We start from the raw sequence: 18,121 nt of genomic DNA, 5'->3' as shown, positions 1-18,121 counted from the left end.
GTCCGATGAACAAGATCCTCTCCCCCCGCGAAACCCTCGGCGCCACCCGTCGCGACCTCGTGGTCGGCGCGACCCTGGTTGGCGGCGCCCTGCTGGTGGGCTGCTCGCCCGGCGACCTGCTCAGCGTCGGCGCCAAGGAGGACTTCGGCGCCTTCGGGCCCTTCATCAAGATCGGCGCCGACGGCGCGGTGACGGTGATCTCCAAGCACATCGAATTCGGCCAGGGCAACCATGCGGGCCTGGCGGCCATCGTCGCCGAGGAGCTGGACGCCGACTGGACCAAGGTCACGGTCGAGCAGGCCCCGGCCATCGCCAAGGTCTACGCCAACACCGGCATGGGCGTGCAGGGCACCGGCGGATCCTCGGCGATCTCCAATTCCTGGATGCAGCTGCGCCAGGCCGGCGCCGGCGCCAAGGCCATGTTCGTCGAGGCCGCCGCCAACAAATGGAACGCCCCGGTCGGCGAGATCACCGTCAAGGACAGCGTGGTCAGCCACGCCAAGTCCGGCAAGTCGGCGACCTTCGCGCAGCTGCTGCCGGAGGCCGGCAAGGTCACGCCCCCCAAGGCCCCGACCCTGAAGGATCCCAAGACCTTCACCCTGATCGGAACCGACCGGGTGCGGCGCAAGGACAGCCTGGCCAAGAGCACCGGCGCCGCCCGCTTCACCCAGGATGTCCAGATGCCGGACATGCTGGTGGCCATGGTCGCCCACGCGCCGCGCTTCGGCGCCAAGGTGGCCAGCTTCGACGCCGCCGAGGCCAAGAAGGTCCCCGGCGTGGTGGAGGTCTACCAGATCCCCACCGGGGTGGCGGTGGTGGCCGACAACACCTGGGCCGCCCGCAAGGGCCGCGAGGCCCTGAAGGTGACCTGGGACGAGAGCGGGGCCGAGAAGGTCAGCTCCGACAAGCTGGCCGCCAACTATCGCCAGTGGGCCGCGGGCAAGGGAACCCTGCCCGAGAAGACCCCCTGGCAGGCCTTCGAGACCAAGGGCGACGCCGCCAAGAAGGTCGAGGGAACGATCTTCGAGACCACCTATGACTTCCCCTTCCTGGCCCACGCGGCCATGGAGCCGATGAACTGCGTGGCCCAGGTGGGCGTCGGCAAGGCCAAGCTGACCTTCGGTTCGCAGATCCCCACCGTCGACCAGCTCAACACCGCCAAGATCGTCGGCATGCTGCCCGGCGCGGTGGAGATCGAGACCCTGTTCGCCGGCGGCTCCTTCGGGCGCCGCGCCAACTTCCAGTCGGACTACGCCGCCGAGTGCGTCGAGATCGCCAAGAAGGTCGGCAAGATGCGGCCGGTGAAGCTGGTCTGGACCCGCGAGGACGACATGGCGGCGGGCTATTTCCGCCCCCTGACCCACCACGCCCTGAGGATCACCCTGGACAAGGAGGGCTATCCGCTGGCCTGGCGCCACCGGATCGTCACCCAGACCCTGATGAAGGGCTCGCCGATCCCCGCCAAGGGTCTCGACGAGACCACCGTCGAGGGCGCCAAGGGCTCGCCCTATCTGAAGGCCACCCCGGTGGTGGACGCCCAGGCCCTGTTGCCCGATCTCGGGGTGCCGGTGCTCTGGTGGCGTTCGGTGGGGGCGACTCACACCGCCTTCGTCATGGAGCACACCATCGACCAGCTGGCCCGCAAGGCCGGCAAGGACCCGGTGGCCTATCGCCGGGCGCTCTATGAGAAGGCCGGCGCGACCCGCCACCTGGCCGTGCTGAACCTGGCCGCCGAGAAGGCCGGCTGGGACCAGCCGGCGCCGGCCGGCTGGAGCCGCGGCATCGCCGTGCACGAGAGCTTCGGGACCCTGGTGGCCCAGGTGGCCGAGGTGAAGCTGGTGGACGGCCAGCCCAAGGTCGGCCGGGTGGTCACCGCCGTGGAGTGCGGCACCCCCATCTCCCCCGACCAGATCGCCGCCCAGATGGAGGGCGGCATCTGCTACGGCCTGTCGGCGGCCCTCTACGGCAAGGTGACCCTGAAGGACGGGGTGGTGGAACAGACCAACTTCGACACCTACCGGGTGCTGCGCAACTCCGAGGCCCCGACGGTGGAGACCCATATCGTCCCCTCCGGAAACGCCCCCTCGGGCACCGGCGAGCCGGGCACCCCGGTGATCGCCCCCGCGGTCGCCAACGCCCTGCTGGCCCTCAACGGCCAGGCGACGACGAGCCTGCCCTTCGTGAAGGCCTAGCACATCGCCGGGATGACGGATTTCAACCCCGCTCATCCCGGCGAAGGCCGGGACCCAGATCACATCGGCCGAATTCCGGAATCCTGGCTCGGGCTGTGACCCACGACCTGGATCCGGCCTTGGCCGGGACGCGCGGAGAGTTAGCGGGTCGAGCCCGACAGATCGGCCGGCTGGTCGACGTCGAACAACACCCCGTCGTCGGGCGCCTCCACCAGGGCCAGCCGGTCGCCCAGCCCCTGGAGCACCGCACGGGCGCCGGCGTCGCCGGTCAGGGTCAGGAGCTGTGGGATAAGCGCCGCCCCCAGCACCGCGGGGTGGCCGCGCTTGCCGCCGAAGGTCGCCGCCGCGGCCGGGGCCCCGTCCCGCACGGCCTGGGCCAGGGGCTCCAGGACCGAGAGCGTAATCCGCGGCATGTCCCCCAGGAAGACGAACACCCCCTCGGTGTCGGCCGGCAGGGCGGCGGCCCCGCGCCGCAGGGAGGCGCCCATGCCCTCGGCGTGGTCGACCGCATGGACGATGCGCAGGCGCGCCCCCTGTCCCGTCGCCTTGGCGTGGGCGACGGCCACGGCCGCCACCCGGCTGGGATCGGCGCCGGTCACCACCGTGACGGTTCGTACGGGGGCGGCGAAGGCCGCGCGCAGGGCGCCCTCCAGCAGCACCCCGCCGCCATAGGGCGCCAGCAGCTTGCCGCCGCCGAACCGGGTCCCCGACCCGGCCGCCAGGACGATCGCTTCAAATCCGCCCACCCCTGTCACGACCGGTTCTTCCCCTCTATGTTAGGCGCAGCATGACGCCCTATGACGACGCCTCGCCGCAAGCGACTTCGAGACCGGCCCTGATCGACGGCTTCGGCCGCACCGTGACCTATCTGCGGGTCTCGGTGACCGACCGCTGCGACCTGCGCTGCGTCTACTGCATGTCCGAGCACATGACCTTCCTGCCCAAGGCCCAGGTGCTCACCCTGGAGGAGCTGGACCGGCTCGCCACGGCCTTCGTCGACCTTGGGGTGCGCAAGCTGCGCATCACCGGCGGTGAGCCCCTGGTGCGCAAGGGGGTCATGGGCCTGATCGAGAACCTGTCGCGGCACCTGAAGACCGGGGCGCTGGACGAGCTGACCCTGACCACCAACGGCACCCGTCTCGCCGAATTCGCCCCCGACCTGGCGAGGTTCGGCGTGCGGCGGATCAATGTCTCGATGGACACCCTGAAGCCGGACCTGTTCCGCACCCTGACCCGCGGCGGCGATCTGGCCAAGGTGATCGGCGGGATCGACGCCGCCCTGGCCGCCGGGATCGCGGTGAAGATCAACGCCGTGGCCCTGAAGGACGACAACGCCGCCGAGCTGCCCGACCTGATCGCCTGGGCCCACGCCCGGGGCTGCGACGCCACCCTGATCGAGGCCATGCCGCTGGGCGAGATCGAGTTCGACCGCACCGACCAGTTCCTGTCCCTCAAGGACGTCCGCCGCGAGCTGGAAAGCTTCTGGACCCTGGAGGACAGCGACCACGTCACCGGCGGGCCGGCGCACTATGTGCGGGTCAAGGAGACCGGTGGCCGCCTGGGCTTCATCACCCCGCTGAGCCACAATTTCTGCGAGGCCTGCAACCGGGTCCGCCTGACCTGCACCGGCACCCTGCACACCTGCCTGGGCCGCGAGGACGCCAGCGACCTGCGCGCCGTGATCCGCGCCGGCGCCGACGCCAAGGGGCTGGAGGAGGCCATCCGCCTGGCCATCGACGCCAAGCCCCAGGGCCACGACTTCCAGATCGTGCGGTCCGGCGCCCCGGCCGTCGCCCGCCACATGTCGACGACGGGAGGCTAGGGTGGCCAAGGTCCTGCTGTTCGGGCGCCTGAGCGACATCGCCGGCTGGCGCGAGCGCAGCCTCGATCCCCCGCCCGCCACCCTCTCGGCCCTGCGCGCCCAGCTCTGCGCCGAGGACGAGGGCCTCGCCGAGGCCCTGGCCGCCCCCGGCGTCCAGGTGGCCCTGGACCAGACCCTGGTGCGCGGCGATGCGGCCCTGACCGCCCGCTCGGAGGTCGCCTTCCTGCCGGCCATGAGCGGCGGATGATCACCCTCACCGACCAGCCCTTCGAGCCCGGCGCCCTGCTCACCGAATTCAGCAAGGGCCGCACCGAGACCGGCGCGGTGGCGACCTTCACGGGCCTCGCCCGCGCCGAGCAGGGCTCGACGAACATCCTGGAGCTGGAGGCCTATCCGGGCTTCACCGAGGCCGAGATCGGCCGCATCGCCGAGGGGGCGCGCCGGCGCTTTTCCCTCGACGACCTCCAGATCGTCCATCGCATCGGCAAGATCGCGCCCGGCGAGGCTATCGTCTTCGTGGCCACCGCGTCCAGCCACCGCCGCGAGGCCTTCGAGGCCTGCGATTTCCTGATGGACTACTTGAAGAGCCGGGCTCCCTTCTGGAAGAAGGAGACCGGTCCCGACGGCCAGGCGCGTTGGATCGAGCCCCGGCCGCAGGACCTCGCCGACATCACCCGCTGGGAGACCCCATGAACGCCTCGACCCTCAGCCCCGGCGGCCGCATCGACGAGAAGCTGACCCTCGTCCCGGTCCGCGTCGCCGTCCTGACCATCTCCGACACCCGCGACGAGGAGAGCGACACCTCCGGCCACGTCCTGGCCGAACGCATCACCGGCGCCGGCCACCAGCTGGCCGACAAGACCATCGTCAAGGACGACGTCGACCAGATCCGCATGCAGGTGAAGGCCTGGGTGGCGTCGGGGACCGTCGACGCCATCATCACCACCGGCGGCACCGGCATCACCGGCCGCGACGTGACGCCCGAGGCCGTCGAACCCCTGTTCGACAAGAAGCTCGACGGCTTCTCGGTGGTCTTCCACATGGTGAGCTACCAGTCGGTGGGCCTGTCGACCCTGCAGAGCCGGGCCACGGCCGGCCTGGTGGGCGGGGTCTTCGTCTTCTGCCTGCCGGGCTCCAACGGCGCGGTGCGCGACGGCTGGGACAAGGTGATCGCCCCCCAGCTCGACAGCCGCCACGGCCCCTGCAACATGGTCGAACTCATGCCGCGCCTGCTGGAGACATGACCGGCCTGACCCACATCGACGAGACCGGCCGCGCCAACATGGTCGACGTCTCCGACAAGGCCGTCACCACCCGGGAGGCCCTGGCCGAGGGCTTCGTGCGCATGAGCCCGGCGACCCTGGCGCTCGCCCTCTCCGGCGACGCCAAGAAGGGCGACGTGCGGAGCACCGCCGAGATCGCCGGCATCATGGCCGCCAAGAAGACGTCCGACCTGATCCCGCTCTGCCATCCCCTGGCGCTCTCCAAGGTCGAGGTCCGGGTCGAGCCCGGCGAGGGTGGCCTGGCCGTCACCGCGCGGGTCCGCACCACCGGCCAGACCGGGGTGGAGATGGAAGCCCTGACCGCCGTCTCGGTGGCCTGCCTAACCGTCTACGACATGCTCAAGGCCGCCGATAAGGCCATGACCATCGAGGGCGTGCGCCTGATGAAGAAGTCGGGCGGCAAGTCCGGCGACTGGACGCGCCCGTGAAGCTGCTCTCGGTGGAGGCCGCCCGCGCCGCCATGGTGGCCGAGGCGCAGGTCCTGCCCGCCGAGACCATCCCCCTGTCCGCCGCCGTGGGCCGGGTGTTGGCGCAGGGCGTGGCCGCCGTCCGCGCCCAGCCCCCCTTCACCAATTCCGCCATGGATGGTTGGGCCGTCCGCGCCGCCGACACCCCGGGGTCCCTGGACATCGTCGGCGAGAGCGCCGCGGGGCACGGCTATGAGGGCGTGCTGGCCCCCGGCCAGGCGATCCGCATCTTCACCGGCGCGGCCCTGCCCGAGGGCGCCGACAGCGTGGTGATCCAGGAGAACGCCGCCCGCGCGGGCGACCAGGTCACGGTTCCCAAGGCCGCCCTCGGCGACAACATCCGCGACGCCGGCAAGGACTTCCAGGCCGGCGACGTCCTGCTGACGGCGGGGACCCGCATCGATCCCTGGCGGCTGTCCCTGGCCGCCTCCGCCGGCCGCGCCGAGCTCAGTGTCCGCCGCAAGCTCCGCATCGCCATCCTGTCGACCGGCGAGGAGATCGTCGAGGCGCCGGCGACGCCGGGACCCTTCCAGATCTACGATTCCGGCTCGCCGGCCCTGCAGGCGATGTGCGAGGCCTGGGGCGCGCAGGCCAGCAAGCTCAGCGGCGTCCGCGACCAGCTCGATGCCGTGATCGAGGCCATGCGCAGGGCCGAGGCCGACCTCATCGTCACAGTGGGTGGCGCCTCGGTGGGCGACCACGACCTGGTCCGCACCGCCGCCGAGGCCCTGGGGATCGCCTACCGGGTGGAGAGCGTGGCGGTTCGCCCCGGCAAGCCCACCTTCTTCGGGGTCCTGGCCGATGGCCGCCGCCTGCTGGGCCTGCCCGGCAACCCGGCCTCGGCCTTTGTCTGCGCCGAGCTGTTCCTGAAACCCCTGATCGCCGCCTATGGCGGCGCGCCGCACCAGCCCCGCATGGCCAGCGCCCGGCTAGCCGAGCCCCTCGGCGCCAACGGGCCCCGCGAACACTGGATGCGCGCCAAGCTCACCTATGAGGCGGGCGGCATCACCGTCCGCCCCTACCGCGACCAGGACTCCTCCCTGATCACCGTCTTCGCCGCCGCCGACGCTCTGCTGGTCCGCCCCCCCGGCGCCCCGGCCTCGGCCGCCGGCGACCTCGTCGAGGTGCTGCGGCTGGACCGGGGCTAGGCCCTCAGCGATTCCACCTCGTCCCAGCTCAGCTCGCGCCCGGGGAAGGCCACGGCCTGGAAGGGCCAGTCGGCCTGCAACCAGGATTTGAACACCTGGAAGAGCGGCCGGTCGAGGGCCGCCGCATGGCTGGTGCGGATCCAGCAGAAGGCCTCCGCATCGTAGCCCGCCAGCGTGGTGGGCTCGATATAGGCGCAGCCCAGGCAGATGGATTCGTCGGGCGCCATCACCGTGTAGGCGAAGGACCGGCGGATCCTGAACTCCTTGTGGTGCCAGCCCAGGTCGATGAGGTCGTCCTCGAAGCTCAGCCCCTCCGGCCAGCGGGTCTGACGCGCGAACACCGTCCGCAGCTCGGCCACGCTGGTCATCACCGCGTCGTAGTCCTTGACCACGTCGCCGATCCGCAGGGGCCGCAGGATGAAGTCCGGGGTCTCCAGGCGCTGGGGAACCTCGAAGTCGGCGGGGACCAGCGGGGGCATGGGAGGGATCTCTCAGGGAATTCGCCCCGCGATCCTGCGGCAGGCGCCTCGCCGCGCCAAGCCGCCCGGCCCTGCCGCCGCGGCCTGGCCGCGACCTGCCCGAAAATCCGTCGCCTATGGCGGCGACATCGCCCCGCCGTGGGTCTCGATCATCCCGCGGAAGTGCTGGGTGGTGGCGTAGCACTCGCAGGCGCGCGCCTCGAGGCCGGCCCGGTCCCGGATCTGGATCACGCCCCGGGTATAGTCGATCAGGCCGTCGGCCTTCAGCACGCTGGCCACCTGGGAGACGGTCGAGCGCTGCACCCCCAGCATGGCGGCCAGGAAGTCCTGCTTCAGGGGCAGGCTCGGCCCGCCGCCGGTGCGGTCCTGGCATTCCAGCAGCCACCAGGCCAGGCGCTGCTCGTGGGAATGGTGGGTCTGGCAGGCCAGGGTCTGGCGCGCCTCGGCCAGGCTCAGCTCCACATGGGCGCCGACGGTCCGCCGCAGGGAGGCGCTGGCGTCATAGGCGGCGATATAGGCCTCGGCCGGGACGCGCAGGGCCAGGAGGTCCACCTGCACCAGGGCGCGGGAGAAGATCACCCCGGCGCCCGCCGCCTCCAGGAAGCCGACGCCGCCCTCATTGCCCACCACGGCGGTCTCCACCGCCACCCCCGAGAGCATCACCGACAACAGGGAGATCAGCCCCTCCTCCGGGAAGTAGACCCAGTCGATGGGCGCCTCGGGCTCGTAGAGCACCGTCCCAGCCTTGAAGGTCATGGCCCGCATCGACCTCGACAGCACGTCGTAGTCGGCCGGTTCCAGGGAGAGCAGGAGGCGGTTTCCGGTCTGCATCAGGATATCCATGAGCCGCGAGGACCGCGGACCTCAGTGAGGTGTGGAATTCCCTGTGAGGCGAGGCGACGCGAGCGGCCTCACACACACTAAGTCAGAAGCTGACATTATAAGCAAATACTATTTCATAATATGAATAGACTCGTCTTTCTTATGTAATTGTTGAACATAAACTCGGTTTTTCAGGCGATTAGAAGTGGAATGGAGTTATTGATGCACGCAAGGGAATTGCCGAGGCTCCGTGATATTCATCAATCGAGTTCTTTCCGCGCTTCCCAAGGCCGACTTGACGGCCTTGATCCCCGACATGGTCGAGGCGACTTGGGGGCCGGGGGAAGTACTGTACGAGTCGGGCGGTCCGGTGACCGAGGCGCACTTCCCCAGCAGCGCCGCCCTGTCGGTGGTCAAGGTCATGGACGACGGGACCTGCGTCGAGTGCGCCACCGTCGGCTCGGAGAGCGCGGTGGGATTGCTGCCCGTCCTCAGCGGCGGGGTGTCCTCCAACCGCACCTTCGTGCAGCTGGCGGGGTCGGGAATCTCCATCCCCGCCGCCGCCCTGCGCGGCCGCGCCCGGCAGAGTCCGGCCCTGGTGGACCTGCTGCTGCGCTTCGCCCAGGTGACCCTGGCCCAGGAAGAACAGTCGGTGGCCTGCAACGCCCTGCATGAGACCGAGCCGCGCCTGGCGCGCTGGATCTTGCAGAGCCAGGACCGGCTGAACGCCCGCGTCCTGCCGCTCACCCAGGACTATCTGGCGGTGATGCTGGGGGTGCAGCGCACCACGGTGGGCGCGGCCGCCAGCCGGCTGAAGGCCGAGGGCCTGATCCGCTACAGCCGCGGCCAGCTGGAGGTGCTCGATCGCCCCGGCCTCGAGCGGCGCTCCTGCGAGTGCTACGGCGCGGTCCGCGACCTGCAGGCCCGGTTGCTGGCCCCCGACGAGTCCGGCGACGATCCGGGAGTCCCCTGATGCTCAGCCCAGACGAAATGAACCTCCGGGCCAAGGCCCTGATCGTGAAGTCGGCGGCGGACGGCGTGTCCGGCGCCCCCTATCGCCAGCTGGCCCTGGAATGGCGGCTGCTGGCGGTTCAGAGCATCTTCCTGGACGCCATGCTCGCCGCCGCGTCCGCCGCGCGAGAAGACTGACGCCGTCCTAGAACTGCTCCTGATCGGCGGGCTTGATCTGCTTGGGCCGGGCGGCGCTCCAGGCGCTCTCCCGGTCGCGCTTGGAGACCGGTTCGCGGGGCGTCTCCGGCGCCCGGGCGTGGCGCAGGGCCATGATCTCGCCGATCACCGACACCGCCACCTCCCAGGGGGCCTTGCCGCCGATGTCCAGGCCGATGGGGGCGTGGACCCGGGCCAGGACGCTGTCTGGAACCCCCGCGGCCCGCAGGGGCGCCAGCCGCTCGGGCAGGCGCTTGCGGGCGCCCAGCAGACCCACATAGCCGGCGGCCGATGGCAGGGCCGCGGCGAGCGCCGTACGGTCGATCTCCAGGCTGTGGGTGGCGATGGCGATGGCGGTCCAGGCGTCGGTCCCGACGGCGGCCAGGGCCGCCTCCGGCTCGGAGCGCAGATAGGCGATACCGGCGATGGGCGGACCCGCCTCCGGCCCCTTGGGGCGGACCAGCGTGGTCTCGAAGCCGCTCTGGGCGCCGAGCTGGCTGATGGCCAGCGCCGTGGGGTCGGAGCCGAACACCACCAGGCGCGGCGTCGGGTCGTAGTGGCGGACGATGGCGCCGTCCCAGGCCGCCTGGGTGTCGGGGTCCACGCAGAGGCGGCGGATCCCGTCGCTGATCCACACCGCCGGGCGGCGCTCGGCCCGGGCGGCCAGCAGTTCGGCCAGGGCCGGGTCGCCCACCGGCACGCGCTCCAGGAAGATCTCGATCCGCGCCCCGCACAGCAGCTGGATGTCGGGCCAGGGGCTGCCCTCGCCATAGACCAGGCGGCGCGGCGTCCCGTCCTCCAGGCAGGCGGCGGCGTGATCGGCGATATCGCTCTCCACGCAGCCGCCGGAAAAATAACCCGCGACGATCGCCTCGGCGAACACCATCTGGGTTCCCACCGGGCGCGGACCGCCGCCCTCGACGGCCACCAGGGTGGCCAGGGCGAGGGGCAGATTCCGTTGCGCCGCAAGGGCCAGGGCGGGGCGGACGTCCTCGGCCATGCCGAACAGCGGCCACTCGGGCAGGGGTTCTCTCATCCCGCTCAGTTTAACCCCCCAGAAAGGTTCCAGACACCGGTTCTTTAGGCCTTGCCCCCTAAATGGGGGCTCATCAGGTCCGCAACCAGCGTTGTTCATGACTTCTCCGCTTTCCAAGCTCGGTCTCGGCTCCGGCCAGTTCGCCCTCGACCAGGCGACCGTGCGCGGGCGCCCGCCTCAGGCCGAGGTGCGCGACATCCTGGACATCGCCGCCCGGACCCAGCTGGCGGTCTTCGACGTGGCCGGCCGTTCGCCCCAGGTGGAGGACGCGCTCGGGACCATCATGCCCCGGCCCAACCCCTTCCGGATCTCCATCTCCACCGTCCGCGCCGACCGCGGCCCCGACTTCGTGGAGGCCGAGGCCCGCGCCACCCTGCGCCGCCTGGGCGTGGAGACCGCCGACGCCATCCTGGTGCCGTCGGCCGCCGACCTGTTCGGCCCCCACGGCCTGGCCCTCTGGGACCGGCTGAAGGCCCTGAAGGACCAGGGGCTGACCCGCAAGATCGGCGTCTCGGTCTTCGCCTCCGACGATCCCCTGGGGGTGGCCCGCCGCTTCCGTCCCGACATCATCCAGGCCCCGGCCTCCCTGCTCGACCAGCGCCTTCTGATCGACGGGACGCTGGCGGCCCTCACCGGCATCGGCATCGAGGTGCACCTGCGCTCGATCTTCCTGTCGGGCCTGCTGTTCCTGCCCGCCGACCGGGCCCCCAACCACCTGAAGGAAGCCGCCAGCCGGATTTCCCGGGCCCGCCGGCTGATCGCCGAGGGCCGGTCCGATCCGCTGCAGGCGGCGCTTGGCTTCGCCCTGTCCCGCCCCGAAGCCGCCGCCGTCCTGGTGGGCGTCACCACCGCCGCCGAGCTGAACGCGGTGATCGCCGCGGCCTCCAGCCCGCCGCCGGACCTCGACTGGGACGACATGGCGATCGACGACCCGGTCGCCCTCGACCCCCGCGCCTGGAGGGCCGCCTAGCGCCCCCCACGGCCTGGCTCAAAAGGAGCCCGCGCCATGATCCTCGCCATCCTGCAAGCCCGGATGACCTCGCCCCGACTGCCCGGCAAGGCCATGGCCCCCCTGCGGGGAGAACCCATGATCCTGCGGCAGGTGGAACGCATCCGTCAGGCCCGCTGCCTGTCCAAGCTGATCGTCGCCACCAGCGACGAGGCCGTCGACGATCCCATGGCCAGCTTCCTGGTGGCCCGCGGCCAGACCGTGTTCCGCGGCGCCTCTGAGAACCTCAGCCGCCGCTTCATGCGCTGCGTGGAGGCCGCCGGCCCGGTCAGCCACGTGGTCCGCATCAAGGGCGACTGCCCCTTCGTCGACCCCGGCCTCATCGACGAGACCGTGCGCCTGGCCCTGGCCTCGGGCGCCGCCTATGTCTCCAACCGCGTGAAGCGCACCTTCCCCCTGGGGCTGGAGGTGGAGGTGGTCACCGCCCAGGCGCTGGCCCAGACCGCCCACGAGGCCGACGAGGCCACGGCGGCCGGAACCTCGCCGCTCGCCCAGATCCGCGCCCGCCCCGAGCGCTACCCCCAGGCCCACTGCCGGGCCCGCCGCGACTGGTCCCACCTCGACTGGCGGGTCAAGACCCCGGCCGACATGGCCTTCGCCAACGGGGTCTACGCCGCCCTGCACGCCGACGACCCGGCCTTCGGGATGGAGGACGTGCTGAGCCTGGTGGGCGGCCGCCAGGACCTGGCCCGCTGGGCGGCCTAGCGCCTACCCCCAAGTATCAAACTCTGAGTGTCATCCCGGTTTCCGCGTAGCGGAAGACCGGGACCCAGACGCACCGATTCCTCCGGCACGCCCCGCGCATATGGGTCCCGGACAAGCGCTGCGCGCTTTCCGGGATGACACCTTTGATGGGCGCCGTGCGGCGTCTAGGCCCACGCCCCGTACGGATCGCTGAAGGGCTTGGCGAGCGCCTGCGCCACCGCCGGGTGGGTGATCTGGCCCTTGAGCACGTTCAGACCCTTGGCCAGGTGCCGGTTGGCCGCCAGGGCCTCGAGCCCCTGATCGGCCAGGGCCAGGCCGAAGGGCAGGGTCGCGTGGCCCAGGGCCTCCGAGGAGGTGCGCGGCGCGGCGCCCGGCATATTGGCCACGCAATAGTGCACCACCCCGTCGATCGTGTAGGTCGGATGGACGTGGGTCGTCGGCTTGGAGGTTTCGAAACAGCCGCCCTGGTCGATGGAGACGTCCACCAGCACCGAGCCCGGCTTCATCCGCGACAGGTGCTCGCGGCGCACCAGGGTCGGGGCCGCGGCCCCGGCGGTGAGCACGGCGCCGATCACCACGTCGGCCTTCAGCACCTCCTCCTCAACCGCGTCCAGGGTCGAGTAGCGGGTGAGGATGCGGCCCAGGAACATGTCGTCCAGCACCCGCATGCGCGGGATGGAGCGCTCCACCACCACCACCTCGGCGCCGAGACCGGCGGCCATGCGCGCGGCGTTCATGCCCACGACGCCGCCGCCCAGCACGCAGATCCGCGCCGGGGGCACCCCTGGCACGCCCGAGAGCAGCAGGCCCATGCCGCCATTGTGCTTGAGCAGGGTCTCGCCGGCCGAGAAGACCGCGATCCGGCCCGCCACCTCCGACATCGGCGCCAGCAGCGGCAGGCCCCCATTGGCGTCCGTCACCGTCTCATAGGCGATGGCCGCCGCGCCCGACGCCAGCAGGCCCTCGGTCTGGACCGGGTCGGGCGCCAGGTGCAGGTAGGTGAAGAGGATGTGCTGGGGGGTGAGCCTGGCCCACTCCACGGCCTGGGGCTCCTTGACCTTGATGATCAGCTGGCTGCCGGCGAAGACCGCCTCGGCGTCGGGCGCGATCCTCGCCCCGGCCCGGACATAGGCCTCGTCGGCATAGCCGGCGCCCTGGCCGGCGCCGGTCTCCACCAGCACCTCGTGGCCATGGACGACATATTCCCGGACGGCGGTGGGCGTCAGGCCCACCCGGTACTCGTCCGCCTTGATCTCGCGAGGCACGCCAACGCGCATATCAATCTCCCTTTTGCGAATTTGTTTCGCTTGAGGGAGGAGTTGAGGGTTTAGTTTTGTTCCGTCAACCCAGAACGCAGCTGGCCATCCCCTCGCGGCGGACGGTTCCGGCGGCCTTGCCGATGCGGCCCGAGCGGCGCTTCACATAGGGCCCGGGCTTGGCGGCGCGCCATTTCAGCGGGCTGGGCAGGATGGCCGCCAGCCGGGCGGCCTGGGCGTTGGTGAGCTTGTCGGCGCCGACGCCGAAGTTCTTCAGGGAGGCGGCCTCGGCGCCATAGACCCCCGGACCCCATTCGACGCTGTTGAGATAGACCTCCATGATCCGCCGCTTGCCCCACAGGGCCTCGATCAGGACCGTGAAATAGGCCTCCAAGCCTTTGCGCGCATAGGAGCGGTCGGGCCACAGGAAGATGTTCTTGGCGGTCTGCTGGCTGATGGTGGAGCCGCCGCGCACCCGCTTGGAGCGCTCGTTGTGGGCCAGGGCCTTCTCCATGGCGGCGAAGTCGAAGCCGCGATGGCTGCAGAACTTGGCGTCCTCGGCGGCGATCACCGCGCGCACCAGGGTGGGCGAGATCTCGTCCAGGGGCCGCCAATGGCGCTCGAAGCCGCGGCCCTCGATGGCGCGCTCCACCATCAGATAGGTGATGGGGGGCGGAATCACCCGGTAGGCGGCGGTCACCAGGATCGGGCCGATCAGACCGAACACCAGGAACAGCACCACCAGGACCCGGCCCACGCGGCGCCAGAGCGGCCGCCGCCGGGTGGGGTCCTGGGGAATCTCAAGGGGCGGGGCGTCGCCGCGGTCGTCGGCCCTGGCCTCGGGCGCCTGGAGCGAGAGGTCGTCCCAGGACTTGGCCAGGCCCTCCCAGCCGCTGTCGGTCTGGGGATTGAGCCGGAGGCCCTCGTCCTTGTCGGAAGACGCGTTGGTGTCGCTCAAAGTCGAGAACCCTTGCCTTGACCTAAGGGGCCAGTGCTAGCGATGCGACGCAACCGGTCAAGCCGCCGCACCTGAGGAGAGGTCATGAACGTCACGCAGGCCGTCGCCCGGCGAATCTCCATCCGCGCCTTCAAGCCCGAGGCGCCCTCGGGCGCGGTGGTGCGCGAGATCCTGGAGGCCGCCGCCCGCGCCCCCTCCGGCGGCAACCTGCAGCCCTGGCGGGTCTACGCCCTGGCGGGCCAGCCCCTGGCCGACCTGAAGGCCAAGGTGGCGGCCAATCCCTTCGGCGAGACCCCGGAATACGACGTCTATCCCCCGAACCTGTGGGACCCCTTCCGCACGCGCAGGTTCCAGAACGGCGAAGACCTCTACGCCGCCATCGGCATCCCGCGGGAGGACAAGCCCGCCCGCCTGCGGCAGCTGGCCAAGAACGGCGAGTTCTTCGGCGCCCCGGTGGGCCTGTTCTTCTGCCTCGACCGCAAGCTGGGCCCGCCCCAGTGGTCGGACCTGGGCATGTACATGCAGACGGTGATGCTGCTGGCGGTCGAGCGGGGCCTGGACACCTGCGCCCAGGAATACTGGGCCCGCTATCCCCAGACGGTCGCCCAGGCCGTGGGCCTGCCCGAGGACCACATGCTGTTCTCCGGCATGGCGCTCGGCTGGCGCGACGAGAGCGCGCCCATCAACACCCTGCGCTCGGCGCGCGATCCCTTCGAGGTCTGGGGGGAGCTGAAGGGCTTCGAGTAGGGCCGCCGTTACGCCACCTCGAACACCCCGGCCCCGCCTTCCTCGTCCCCCCAGGCGATCCGCTTGCCGTCCGGGGTCATGGCGAGCGCCGAGATCGGCGGGCCCTTCTCGGCCTTCAGCATGTCGATCCTCTGGTCGGTGAGGTCGCAGACCCAGACCCGGCCGTCGTCGAGGCCGGCGGCCACGCGGTTGCCCACCGGGGTGGCGGCGACGCGGTTGACCATGGCCGATTCGTCGAAGCCGATCTCGGCGGCCTGCTTGCCCAGGGGCCCGGCCGAGCCGGAGAACGGCCAGATCACCGCCCCGTTGGCGCCCGAGGTGGCCAGCATCTGGCCCTTGTAGAGGAAGGCCAGGCTCTTCACCTTGGCCGGATAGCCGCCCATCTTCAGGTTCTTCTCGTCGGCCACCCGCCAGCCGTGCAGCTGGTTCTCCTGCATCGAGCTCATCAGGAACTTGCCGTCCGGGCTCCAGGCCAGGGCCACGTGGCTGCCCGCCCACTTCAGCACCATCGGCTTCTGCTCGGCGATGCGGGCGTACCAGAGCCAGGCGCCGTTATAGGTGGCCGTGGCGATCCGCCGCCCCTTGGGGTCGAAGGCGACATCGGCCACCGACTTTTCGTGGACGAAGACCCGCGAGAAGGCCGGATCGGTAGAGTCGCGGACGTGCAGCTCCTTGCCGGCGGCGAAGGCGATCAGCTTGGAGTCCGGGCTGGCGGCCACCGATTCGATCCAGCGGCCGGGAACCTTGGCGATCTCGCTCACGGTCTCGCCCCGCGACCAGGCCACGACCCCGTCGTCGCCGCCGGTGATCACGCCCTCGCCGCTGGGATGGGCGCAGGCCGACAGGGCCACGCCCTTGTGGGCCTGGGCGGTGGCCCCGTCCTCGAATCGGACCGTGCCGTCGCCAAGCGCGAAACAGGCCCGGCCGTTGCGGTCGAAGAGGGCGGCGGTGACATAGGCGTCGAAGGAGAAGGTCATGCCCGCGTCTTAGACGCCTAACACCGGTCTTGGCGAGGCGCCGCCTGCCCGGAAATTTCGCCTTTGGGGGGAGGCTGGCGGGCAGGCCCCCGACTTGGCCGGCCGCGGGAGCCGGTTCGGGCTTTACAATCCCGATTTGATTGGCGAAGGGTGTCCGGACTGTAGACGGGCGCCACGTGTTGCGCGCCCCTAGGGAAGGAATTGCATATGGGTGCGAAGCTGGGCGGCGGGGGCGGCGGCAAGTTCGACCTCGGCCAAAACAGCGAGATCAACGTCACGCCCTTCGTGGACGTGATGCTGGTGCTCCTCATTATCTTCATGGTGTCGATCCCCGCCGCCACGGTGTCGATCAAGCTCGACCTGCCGCCGGCGATCCCGCCGCCCCCGGGCACGAAGGTCGAAGAGCCGACCCTGATCAACATCCAGGAAGCCGGCCTCTATATCGGCGACCAGCCCACCACCCTCGACACCCTGCCGGCCGACCTGGCCCGCAAGCTGAACAAGCCCAATCCGACGGAAGAGCGCGTCTATATCCGCGCCGACCGCACGGTGCGCTACGGCGAGTTCATGTCGGTGATGAACACCCTGCAGGGCAACGGCTACTTCCAGGTCGCCCTGATCAACGAAGAGCTCTAGGCCCTTCGAACCCGATACGGAAAAGCCCGCCCAGGGAAACCCGGGCGGGCTTTTTCGTTTCTGCTCCCTCCCCTTCATGGGGAGGGTGGACGGCGGAACGCCGGACGGGTGGGGAATGCAGACCGCACGCTCCCACCCCGGCCGCTGTCGCGGCCTGCCCCTCCCCATGAAGGGGAGGGAGATTCCTTCCTAAGCCGCGCAGGCCTCGAAGCCGGCCTTCAGGGCCGCCTCGTCGAGGTTGCGGCCGATGAAGACCATGCGGCTGAAGCGGTCCTCCTCGGGTTTCCAGTCGCGCTGGAAGTCGCCCTCCAGGATCATGTGCACCGCCTGGAACACCAGCCGGCGCTCCTCGCCGGCCACGTCCAGTATGCCCTTGGCCCGCAGGATGTCGGGGCCCTGGTCGGCCAGCAGCTGGTTGAGCCAGTTGGTGACCCGCACCCCATGGATCGGCTTGCGCAGGGTCAGCGAGATTCCACGGATACCGGCCGCGGCCGCATGGTCCTCGTGCGGATGATCGTGGCCGTGATCGTGGTGAGAATGGTCGTGATCGTGATGATGGTCGTGATCATGGTCGCAGTCCTCGTCGTGCACATGGCCTTCTTCGCCGTGCGCGGGGTTCAGGAACTCGGGCGAAATGTCGGTGATGCGGGCCAGGTCGAAGCCGCCGCGGCCGAGGATGGCCTCGAGCGGCACGTTGGAGCGCTGGGCCCGGTGGATGGGGGCCAGCGGATTGATCCGGCGGATGACGGCCTCCACGGCCTTCAGTTCCTCCGGGGTCACCAGGTCGGTCTTGTTGAGCACGATCTGGTCGGCGAAGGCGATCTGCTCGACGGCCTCCTTGGAGTCGGCCAGGCGCAGGGGCAGGTGCTTGGCGTCCACCACGGTGGTGACGCTGTCGAGCTGGGTCTTGGCCTTGACGTCGTCGTCCACGAAGAAGGTCTGGGCCACCGGGCCGGGATCGGCCAGGCCCGTGGTTTCCACGATGATGGCGTCGAAGCCGCCCTTGCGCTTCATCAAGCCCGAGAGCACCCGGATCAGGTCGCCGCGCACCGTGCAGCAGACGCAGCCGTTGTTCATCTCGAACACTTCCTCGTCGGCGCCGACGATCAGTTCGTTGTCGATGCCCACCTCGCCGAACTCGTTGACGATCACGGCGTAGCGCTTGCCGTGGTCCTCGGTGAGGATGCGGTTGAGCAGGGTGGTCTTGCCGGCGCCGAGATAGCCGGTGAGGACGGTGACGGGGGTCTTGGCGTTCATGACGCTCATCTAGTCATTGTCGGGGCCCGATGGAACAGGCTGCGGCGTTCGATCGCTTGACCTGGGTCAGGTGTTATAGAATAACATTTCTCCAACCGCCGCCCGCCCTCTCTTTATATAGGTGACCGTGACCGCCGCCGAACCCCGCGCTCAGGAGCCG

Annotated in this window: 21 protein-coding genes; 13 read left to right on the top strand and 8 right to left on the bottom strand. The window is 70.4% G+C overall.

Features of this window, described 5'->3' with window-relative positions:
* The first annotated feature begins 5 nt into the window (after positions 1-5).
* The gene (locus AC1RN5_RS17860) at positions 6-2,192 is read left to right on the top strand and encodes a xanthine dehydrogenase family protein molybdopterin-binding subunit (protein ID WP_493042512.1); all 2,187 of its coding nucleotides are present in this window, start codon (positions 6-8) and stop codon (positions 2,190-2,192) included.
* Between the two features lie 140 nt (positions 2,193-2,332).
* Here AC1RN5_RS17860 and AC1RN5_RS17855 read toward each other — a convergent pair whose 3' ends face one another.
* Positions 2,333-2,947 (bottom strand): nucleotidyltransferase family protein, encoded by a 615-nt coding sequence (locus tag AC1RN5_RS17855; protein WP_493042511.1) that lies wholly within the window; start codon positions 2,945-2,947, stop codon positions 2,333-2,335.
* 32 nt (positions 2,948-2,979) lie between these two features.
* Here AC1RN5_RS17855 and moaA point away from each other — a divergent pair, with 32 nt between their 5' ends.
* Genes moaA through AC1RN5_RS17825 form a run of 6 tightly spaced genes read left to right on the top strand, consistent with a single transcriptional unit; the run spans position 2,980 to position 6,912 of the window.
* A complete protein-coding gene (gene moaA, locus AC1RN5_RS17850) occupies positions 2,980-4,014 on the top strand; it encodes a GTP 3',8-cyclase MoaA (protein ID WP_493042509.1) in 1,035 nt (344 codons plus the stop codon).
* 1 nt (position 4,015) lies between these two features.
* Positions 4,016-4,261: a MoaD/ThiS family protein gene (locus tag AC1RN5_RS17845; protein ID WP_493042507.1), complete on the top strand. Its 246-nt coding sequence runs from the start codon at positions 4,016-4,018 to the stop codon at positions 4,259-4,261.
* The gene (locus AC1RN5_RS17840) at positions 4,258-4,707 is read left to right on the top strand and encodes a molybdenum cofactor biosynthesis protein MoaE (RefSeq protein WP_493042505.1); all 450 of its coding nucleotides are present in this window, start codon (positions 4,258-4,260) and stop codon (positions 4,705-4,707) included. Before AC1RN5_RS17845 ends, AC1RN5_RS17840 begins: the two co-directional genes overlap by 4 nt.
* Positions 4,704-5,258: a molybdenum cofactor biosynthesis protein B gene (gene moaB / locus AC1RN5_RS17835; RefSeq protein ID WP_493042503.1), complete on the top strand. Its 555-nt coding sequence runs from the start codon at positions 4,704-4,706 to the stop codon at positions 5,256-5,258. Before AC1RN5_RS17840 ends, moaB begins: the two co-directional genes overlap by 4 nt.
* Entirely contained in the window at positions 5,255-5,725 is a 471-nt protein-coding gene (gene moaC / locus AC1RN5_RS17830) for a cyclic pyranopterin monophosphate synthase MoaC (RefSeq protein WP_493042502.1), read from the top strand. Before moaB ends, moaC begins: the two co-directional genes overlap by 4 nt.
* The gene (locus tag AC1RN5_RS17825) at positions 5,722-6,912 is read left to right on the top strand and encodes a molybdopterin molybdotransferase MoeA (RefSeq protein ID WP_493042500.1); all 1,191 of its coding nucleotides are present in this window, start codon (positions 5,722-5,724) and stop codon (positions 6,910-6,912) included. The genes moaC and AC1RN5_RS17825 overlap by 4 nt, the downstream gene beginning before the upstream one ends.
* On the opposite strand, the gene AC1RN5_RS17820 is transcribed toward AC1RN5_RS17825, so the two are convergent.
* The gene (locus AC1RN5_RS17820) at positions 6,909-7,391 is read right to left on the bottom strand and encodes a hypothetical protein (RefSeq protein ID WP_493042499.1); all 483 of its coding nucleotides are present in this window, start codon (positions 7,389-7,391) and stop codon (positions 6,909-6,911) included. The two genes, AC1RN5_RS17825 and AC1RN5_RS17820, sit on opposite strands and share 4 nt — an antisense overlap.
* 114 nt (positions 7,392-7,505) lie before the next feature.
* Positions 7,506-8,222 carry a Crp/Fnr family transcriptional regulator gene (locus AC1RN5_RS17815; RefSeq protein ID WP_493042498.1) on the bottom strand — a complete coding sequence of 239 codons (717 nt, stop codon included), beginning with the start codon at positions 8,220-8,222 and terminating at the stop codon, positions 7,506-7,508.
* Between the two features lie 307 nt (positions 8,223-8,529).
* On the opposite strand from AC1RN5_RS17815, the gene AC1RN5_RS17810 reads away from it, so the two are divergent.
* Both AC1RN5_RS17810 and AC1RN5_RS17805 read left to right on the top strand, forming a co-directional pair.
* Positions 8,530-9,186, top strand: a complete 657-nt coding sequence (locus AC1RN5_RS17810) for a Crp/Fnr family transcriptional regulator (RefSeq protein WP_493042495.1) — start codon at positions 8,530-8,532, stop codon at positions 9,184-9,186.
* Complete coding sequence (locus tag AC1RN5_RS17805) at positions 9,186-9,362, top strand: hypothetical protein (RefSeq protein WP_493042491.1); 177 nt, start codon at positions 9,186-9,188, stop codon at positions 9,360-9,362. The genes AC1RN5_RS17810 and AC1RN5_RS17805 overlap by 1 nt, the downstream gene beginning before the upstream one ends.
* 7 nt (positions 9,363-9,369) lie before the next feature.
* Here AC1RN5_RS17805 and AC1RN5_RS17800 read toward each other — a convergent pair whose 3' ends face one another.
* Entirely contained in the window at positions 9,370-10,416 is a 1,047-nt protein-coding gene (locus tag AC1RN5_RS17800) for an XdhC family protein (RefSeq protein ID WP_493042489.1), read from the bottom strand.
* 97 nt (positions 10,417-10,513) lie between these two features.
* On the opposite strand from AC1RN5_RS17800, the gene AC1RN5_RS17795 reads away from it, so the two are divergent.
* Positions 10,514-11,386, top strand: coding sequence for a bifunctional regulator KidO (locus AC1RN5_RS17795; RefSeq protein ID WP_493042488.1), 873 nt, complete (start codon positions 10,514-10,516; stop codon positions 11,384-11,386).
* Between the two features lie 36 nt (positions 11,387-11,422).
* Complete coding sequence (locus AC1RN5_RS17790) at positions 11,423-12,130, top strand: glycosyltransferase family protein (protein ID WP_493042486.1); 708 nt, start codon at positions 11,423-11,425, stop codon at positions 12,128-12,130.
* 164 nt (positions 12,131-12,294) lie between these two features.
* On the opposite strand, the gene ald is transcribed toward AC1RN5_RS17790, so the two are convergent.
* Both ald and mtgA read right to left on the bottom strand, forming a co-directional pair.
* Positions 12,295-13,407, bottom strand: coding sequence for an alanine dehydrogenase (ald, locus tag AC1RN5_RS17785; protein WP_493042485.1), 1,113 nt, complete (start codon positions 13,405-13,407; stop codon positions 12,295-12,297).
* A gap of 64 nt (positions 13,408-13,471) precedes the next feature.
* Complete coding sequence (gene mtgA, locus AC1RN5_RS17780; protein ID WP_493043008.1) at positions 13,472-14,185, bottom strand: monofunctional biosynthetic peptidoglycan transglycosylase; 714 nt, start codon at positions 14,183-14,185, stop codon at positions 13,472-13,474.
* A gap of 243 nt (positions 14,186-14,428) precedes the next feature.
* On the opposite strand from mtgA, the gene AC1RN5_RS17775 reads away from it, so the two are divergent.
* Positions 14,429-15,091 carry a nitroreductase gene (locus AC1RN5_RS17775; RefSeq protein WP_493042483.1) on the top strand — a complete coding sequence of 221 codons (663 nt, stop codon included), beginning with the start codon at positions 14,429-14,431 and terminating at the stop codon, positions 15,089-15,091.
* A gap of 8 nt (positions 15,092-15,099) precedes the next feature.
* Here the strand turns inward: AC1RN5_RS17775 and AC1RN5_RS17770 are convergent, their stop codons facing one another.
* Positions 15,100-16,068 (bottom strand): WD40 repeat domain-containing protein, encoded by a 969-nt coding sequence (locus AC1RN5_RS17770; protein WP_493042481.1) that lies wholly within the window; start codon positions 16,066-16,068, stop codon positions 15,100-15,102.
* A 207-nt stretch (positions 16,069-16,275) separates the two neighbouring features.
* Here AC1RN5_RS17770 and AC1RN5_RS17765 point away from each other — a divergent pair, with 207 nt between their 5' ends.
* Positions 16,276-16,704: a biopolymer transporter ExbD gene (locus tag AC1RN5_RS17765; protein ID WP_421933983.1), complete on the top strand. Its 429-nt coding sequence runs from the start codon at positions 16,276-16,278 to the stop codon at positions 16,702-16,704.
* 189 nt (positions 16,705-16,893) lie between these two features.
* On the opposite strand, the gene AC1RN5_RS17760 is transcribed toward AC1RN5_RS17765, so the two are convergent.
* Entirely contained in the window at positions 16,894-17,970 is a 1,077-nt protein-coding gene (locus AC1RN5_RS17760; RefSeq protein WP_493042479.1) for a CobW family GTP-binding protein, read from the bottom strand.
* Positions 17,971-18,121: the final 151 nt, after the last annotated feature.

The sequence above is a fragment of the Phenylobacterium sp. GW821-FHT12F10 genome, from assembly GCF_058806695.1.
The sequence above is the reverse complement of the archived record's forward strand: the minus strand, read 5'-3'. Positions and strand labels throughout refer to the sequence as shown.

Coding starts and splice junctions, on each gene's coding strand:
- AC1RN5_RS17860 (WP_493042512.1), top strand. CDS start 6: ATGAACAAGATCCTCTCCCCCCGCGAAACCCTCGGCGCCACCCGTCGC.
- moaA (WP_493042509.1), top strand. CDS start 2,980: ATGACGCCCTATGACGACGCCTCGCCGCAAGCGACTTCGAGACCGGCC.
- AC1RN5_RS17840 (WP_493042505.1), top strand. CDS start 4,258: ATGATCACCCTCACCGACCAGCCCTTCGAGCCCGGCGCCCTGCTCACC.
- moaB (WP_493042503.1), top strand. CDS start 4,704: ATGAACGCCTCGACCCTCAGCCCCGGCGGCCGCATCGACGAGAAGCTG.
- moaC (WP_493042502.1), top strand. CDS start 5,255: ATGACCGGCCTGACCCACATCGACGAGACCGGCCGCGCCAACATGGTC.
- AC1RN5_RS17820 (WP_493042499.1), bottom strand. CDS start 7,391: ATGCCCCCGCTGGTCCCCGCCGACTTCGAGGTTCCCCAGCGCCTGGAG.
- AC1RN5_RS17815 (WP_493042498.1), bottom strand. CDS start 8,222: ATGCAGACCGGAAACCGCCTCCTGCTCTCCCTGGAACCGGCCGACTAC.
- AC1RN5_RS17810 (WP_493042495.1), top strand. CDS start 8,530: ATGGTCGAGGCGACTTGGGGGCCGGGGGAAGTACTGTACGAGTCGGGC.
- AC1RN5_RS17805 (WP_493042491.1), top strand. CDS start 9,186: ATGCTCAGCCCAGACGAAATGAACCTCCGGGCCAAGGCCCTGATCGTG.
- AC1RN5_RS17800 (WP_493042489.1), bottom strand. CDS start 10,416: ATGAGAGAACCCCTGCCCGAGTGGCCGCTGTTCGGCATGGCCGAGGAC.
- AC1RN5_RS17795 (WP_493042488.1), top strand. CDS start 10,514: ATGACTTCTCCGCTTTCCAAGCTCGGTCTCGGCTCCGGCCAGTTCGCC.
- AC1RN5_RS17790 (WP_493042486.1), top strand. CDS start 11,423: ATGATCCTCGCCATCCTGCAAGCCCGGATGACCTCGCCCCGACTGCCC.
- ald (WP_493042485.1), bottom strand. CDS start 13,407: ATGCGCGTTGGCGTGCCTCGCGAGATCAAGGCGGACGAGTACCGGGTG.
- AC1RN5_RS17775 (WP_493042483.1), top strand. CDS start 14,429: ATGAACGTCACGCAGGCCGTCGCCCGGCGAATCTCCATCCGCGCCTTC.
- AC1RN5_RS17770 (WP_493042481.1), bottom strand. CDS start 16,068: ATGACCTTCTCCTTCGACGCCTATGTCACCGCCGCCCTCTTCGACCGC.
- AC1RN5_RS17765 (WP_421933983.1), top strand. CDS start 16,276: ATGGGTGCGAAGCTGGGCGGCGGGGGCGGCGGCAAGTTCGACCTCGGC.
- AC1RN5_RS17760 (WP_493042479.1), bottom strand. CDS start 17,970: ATGAGCGTCATGAACGCCAAGACCCCCGTCACCGTCCTCACCGGCTAT.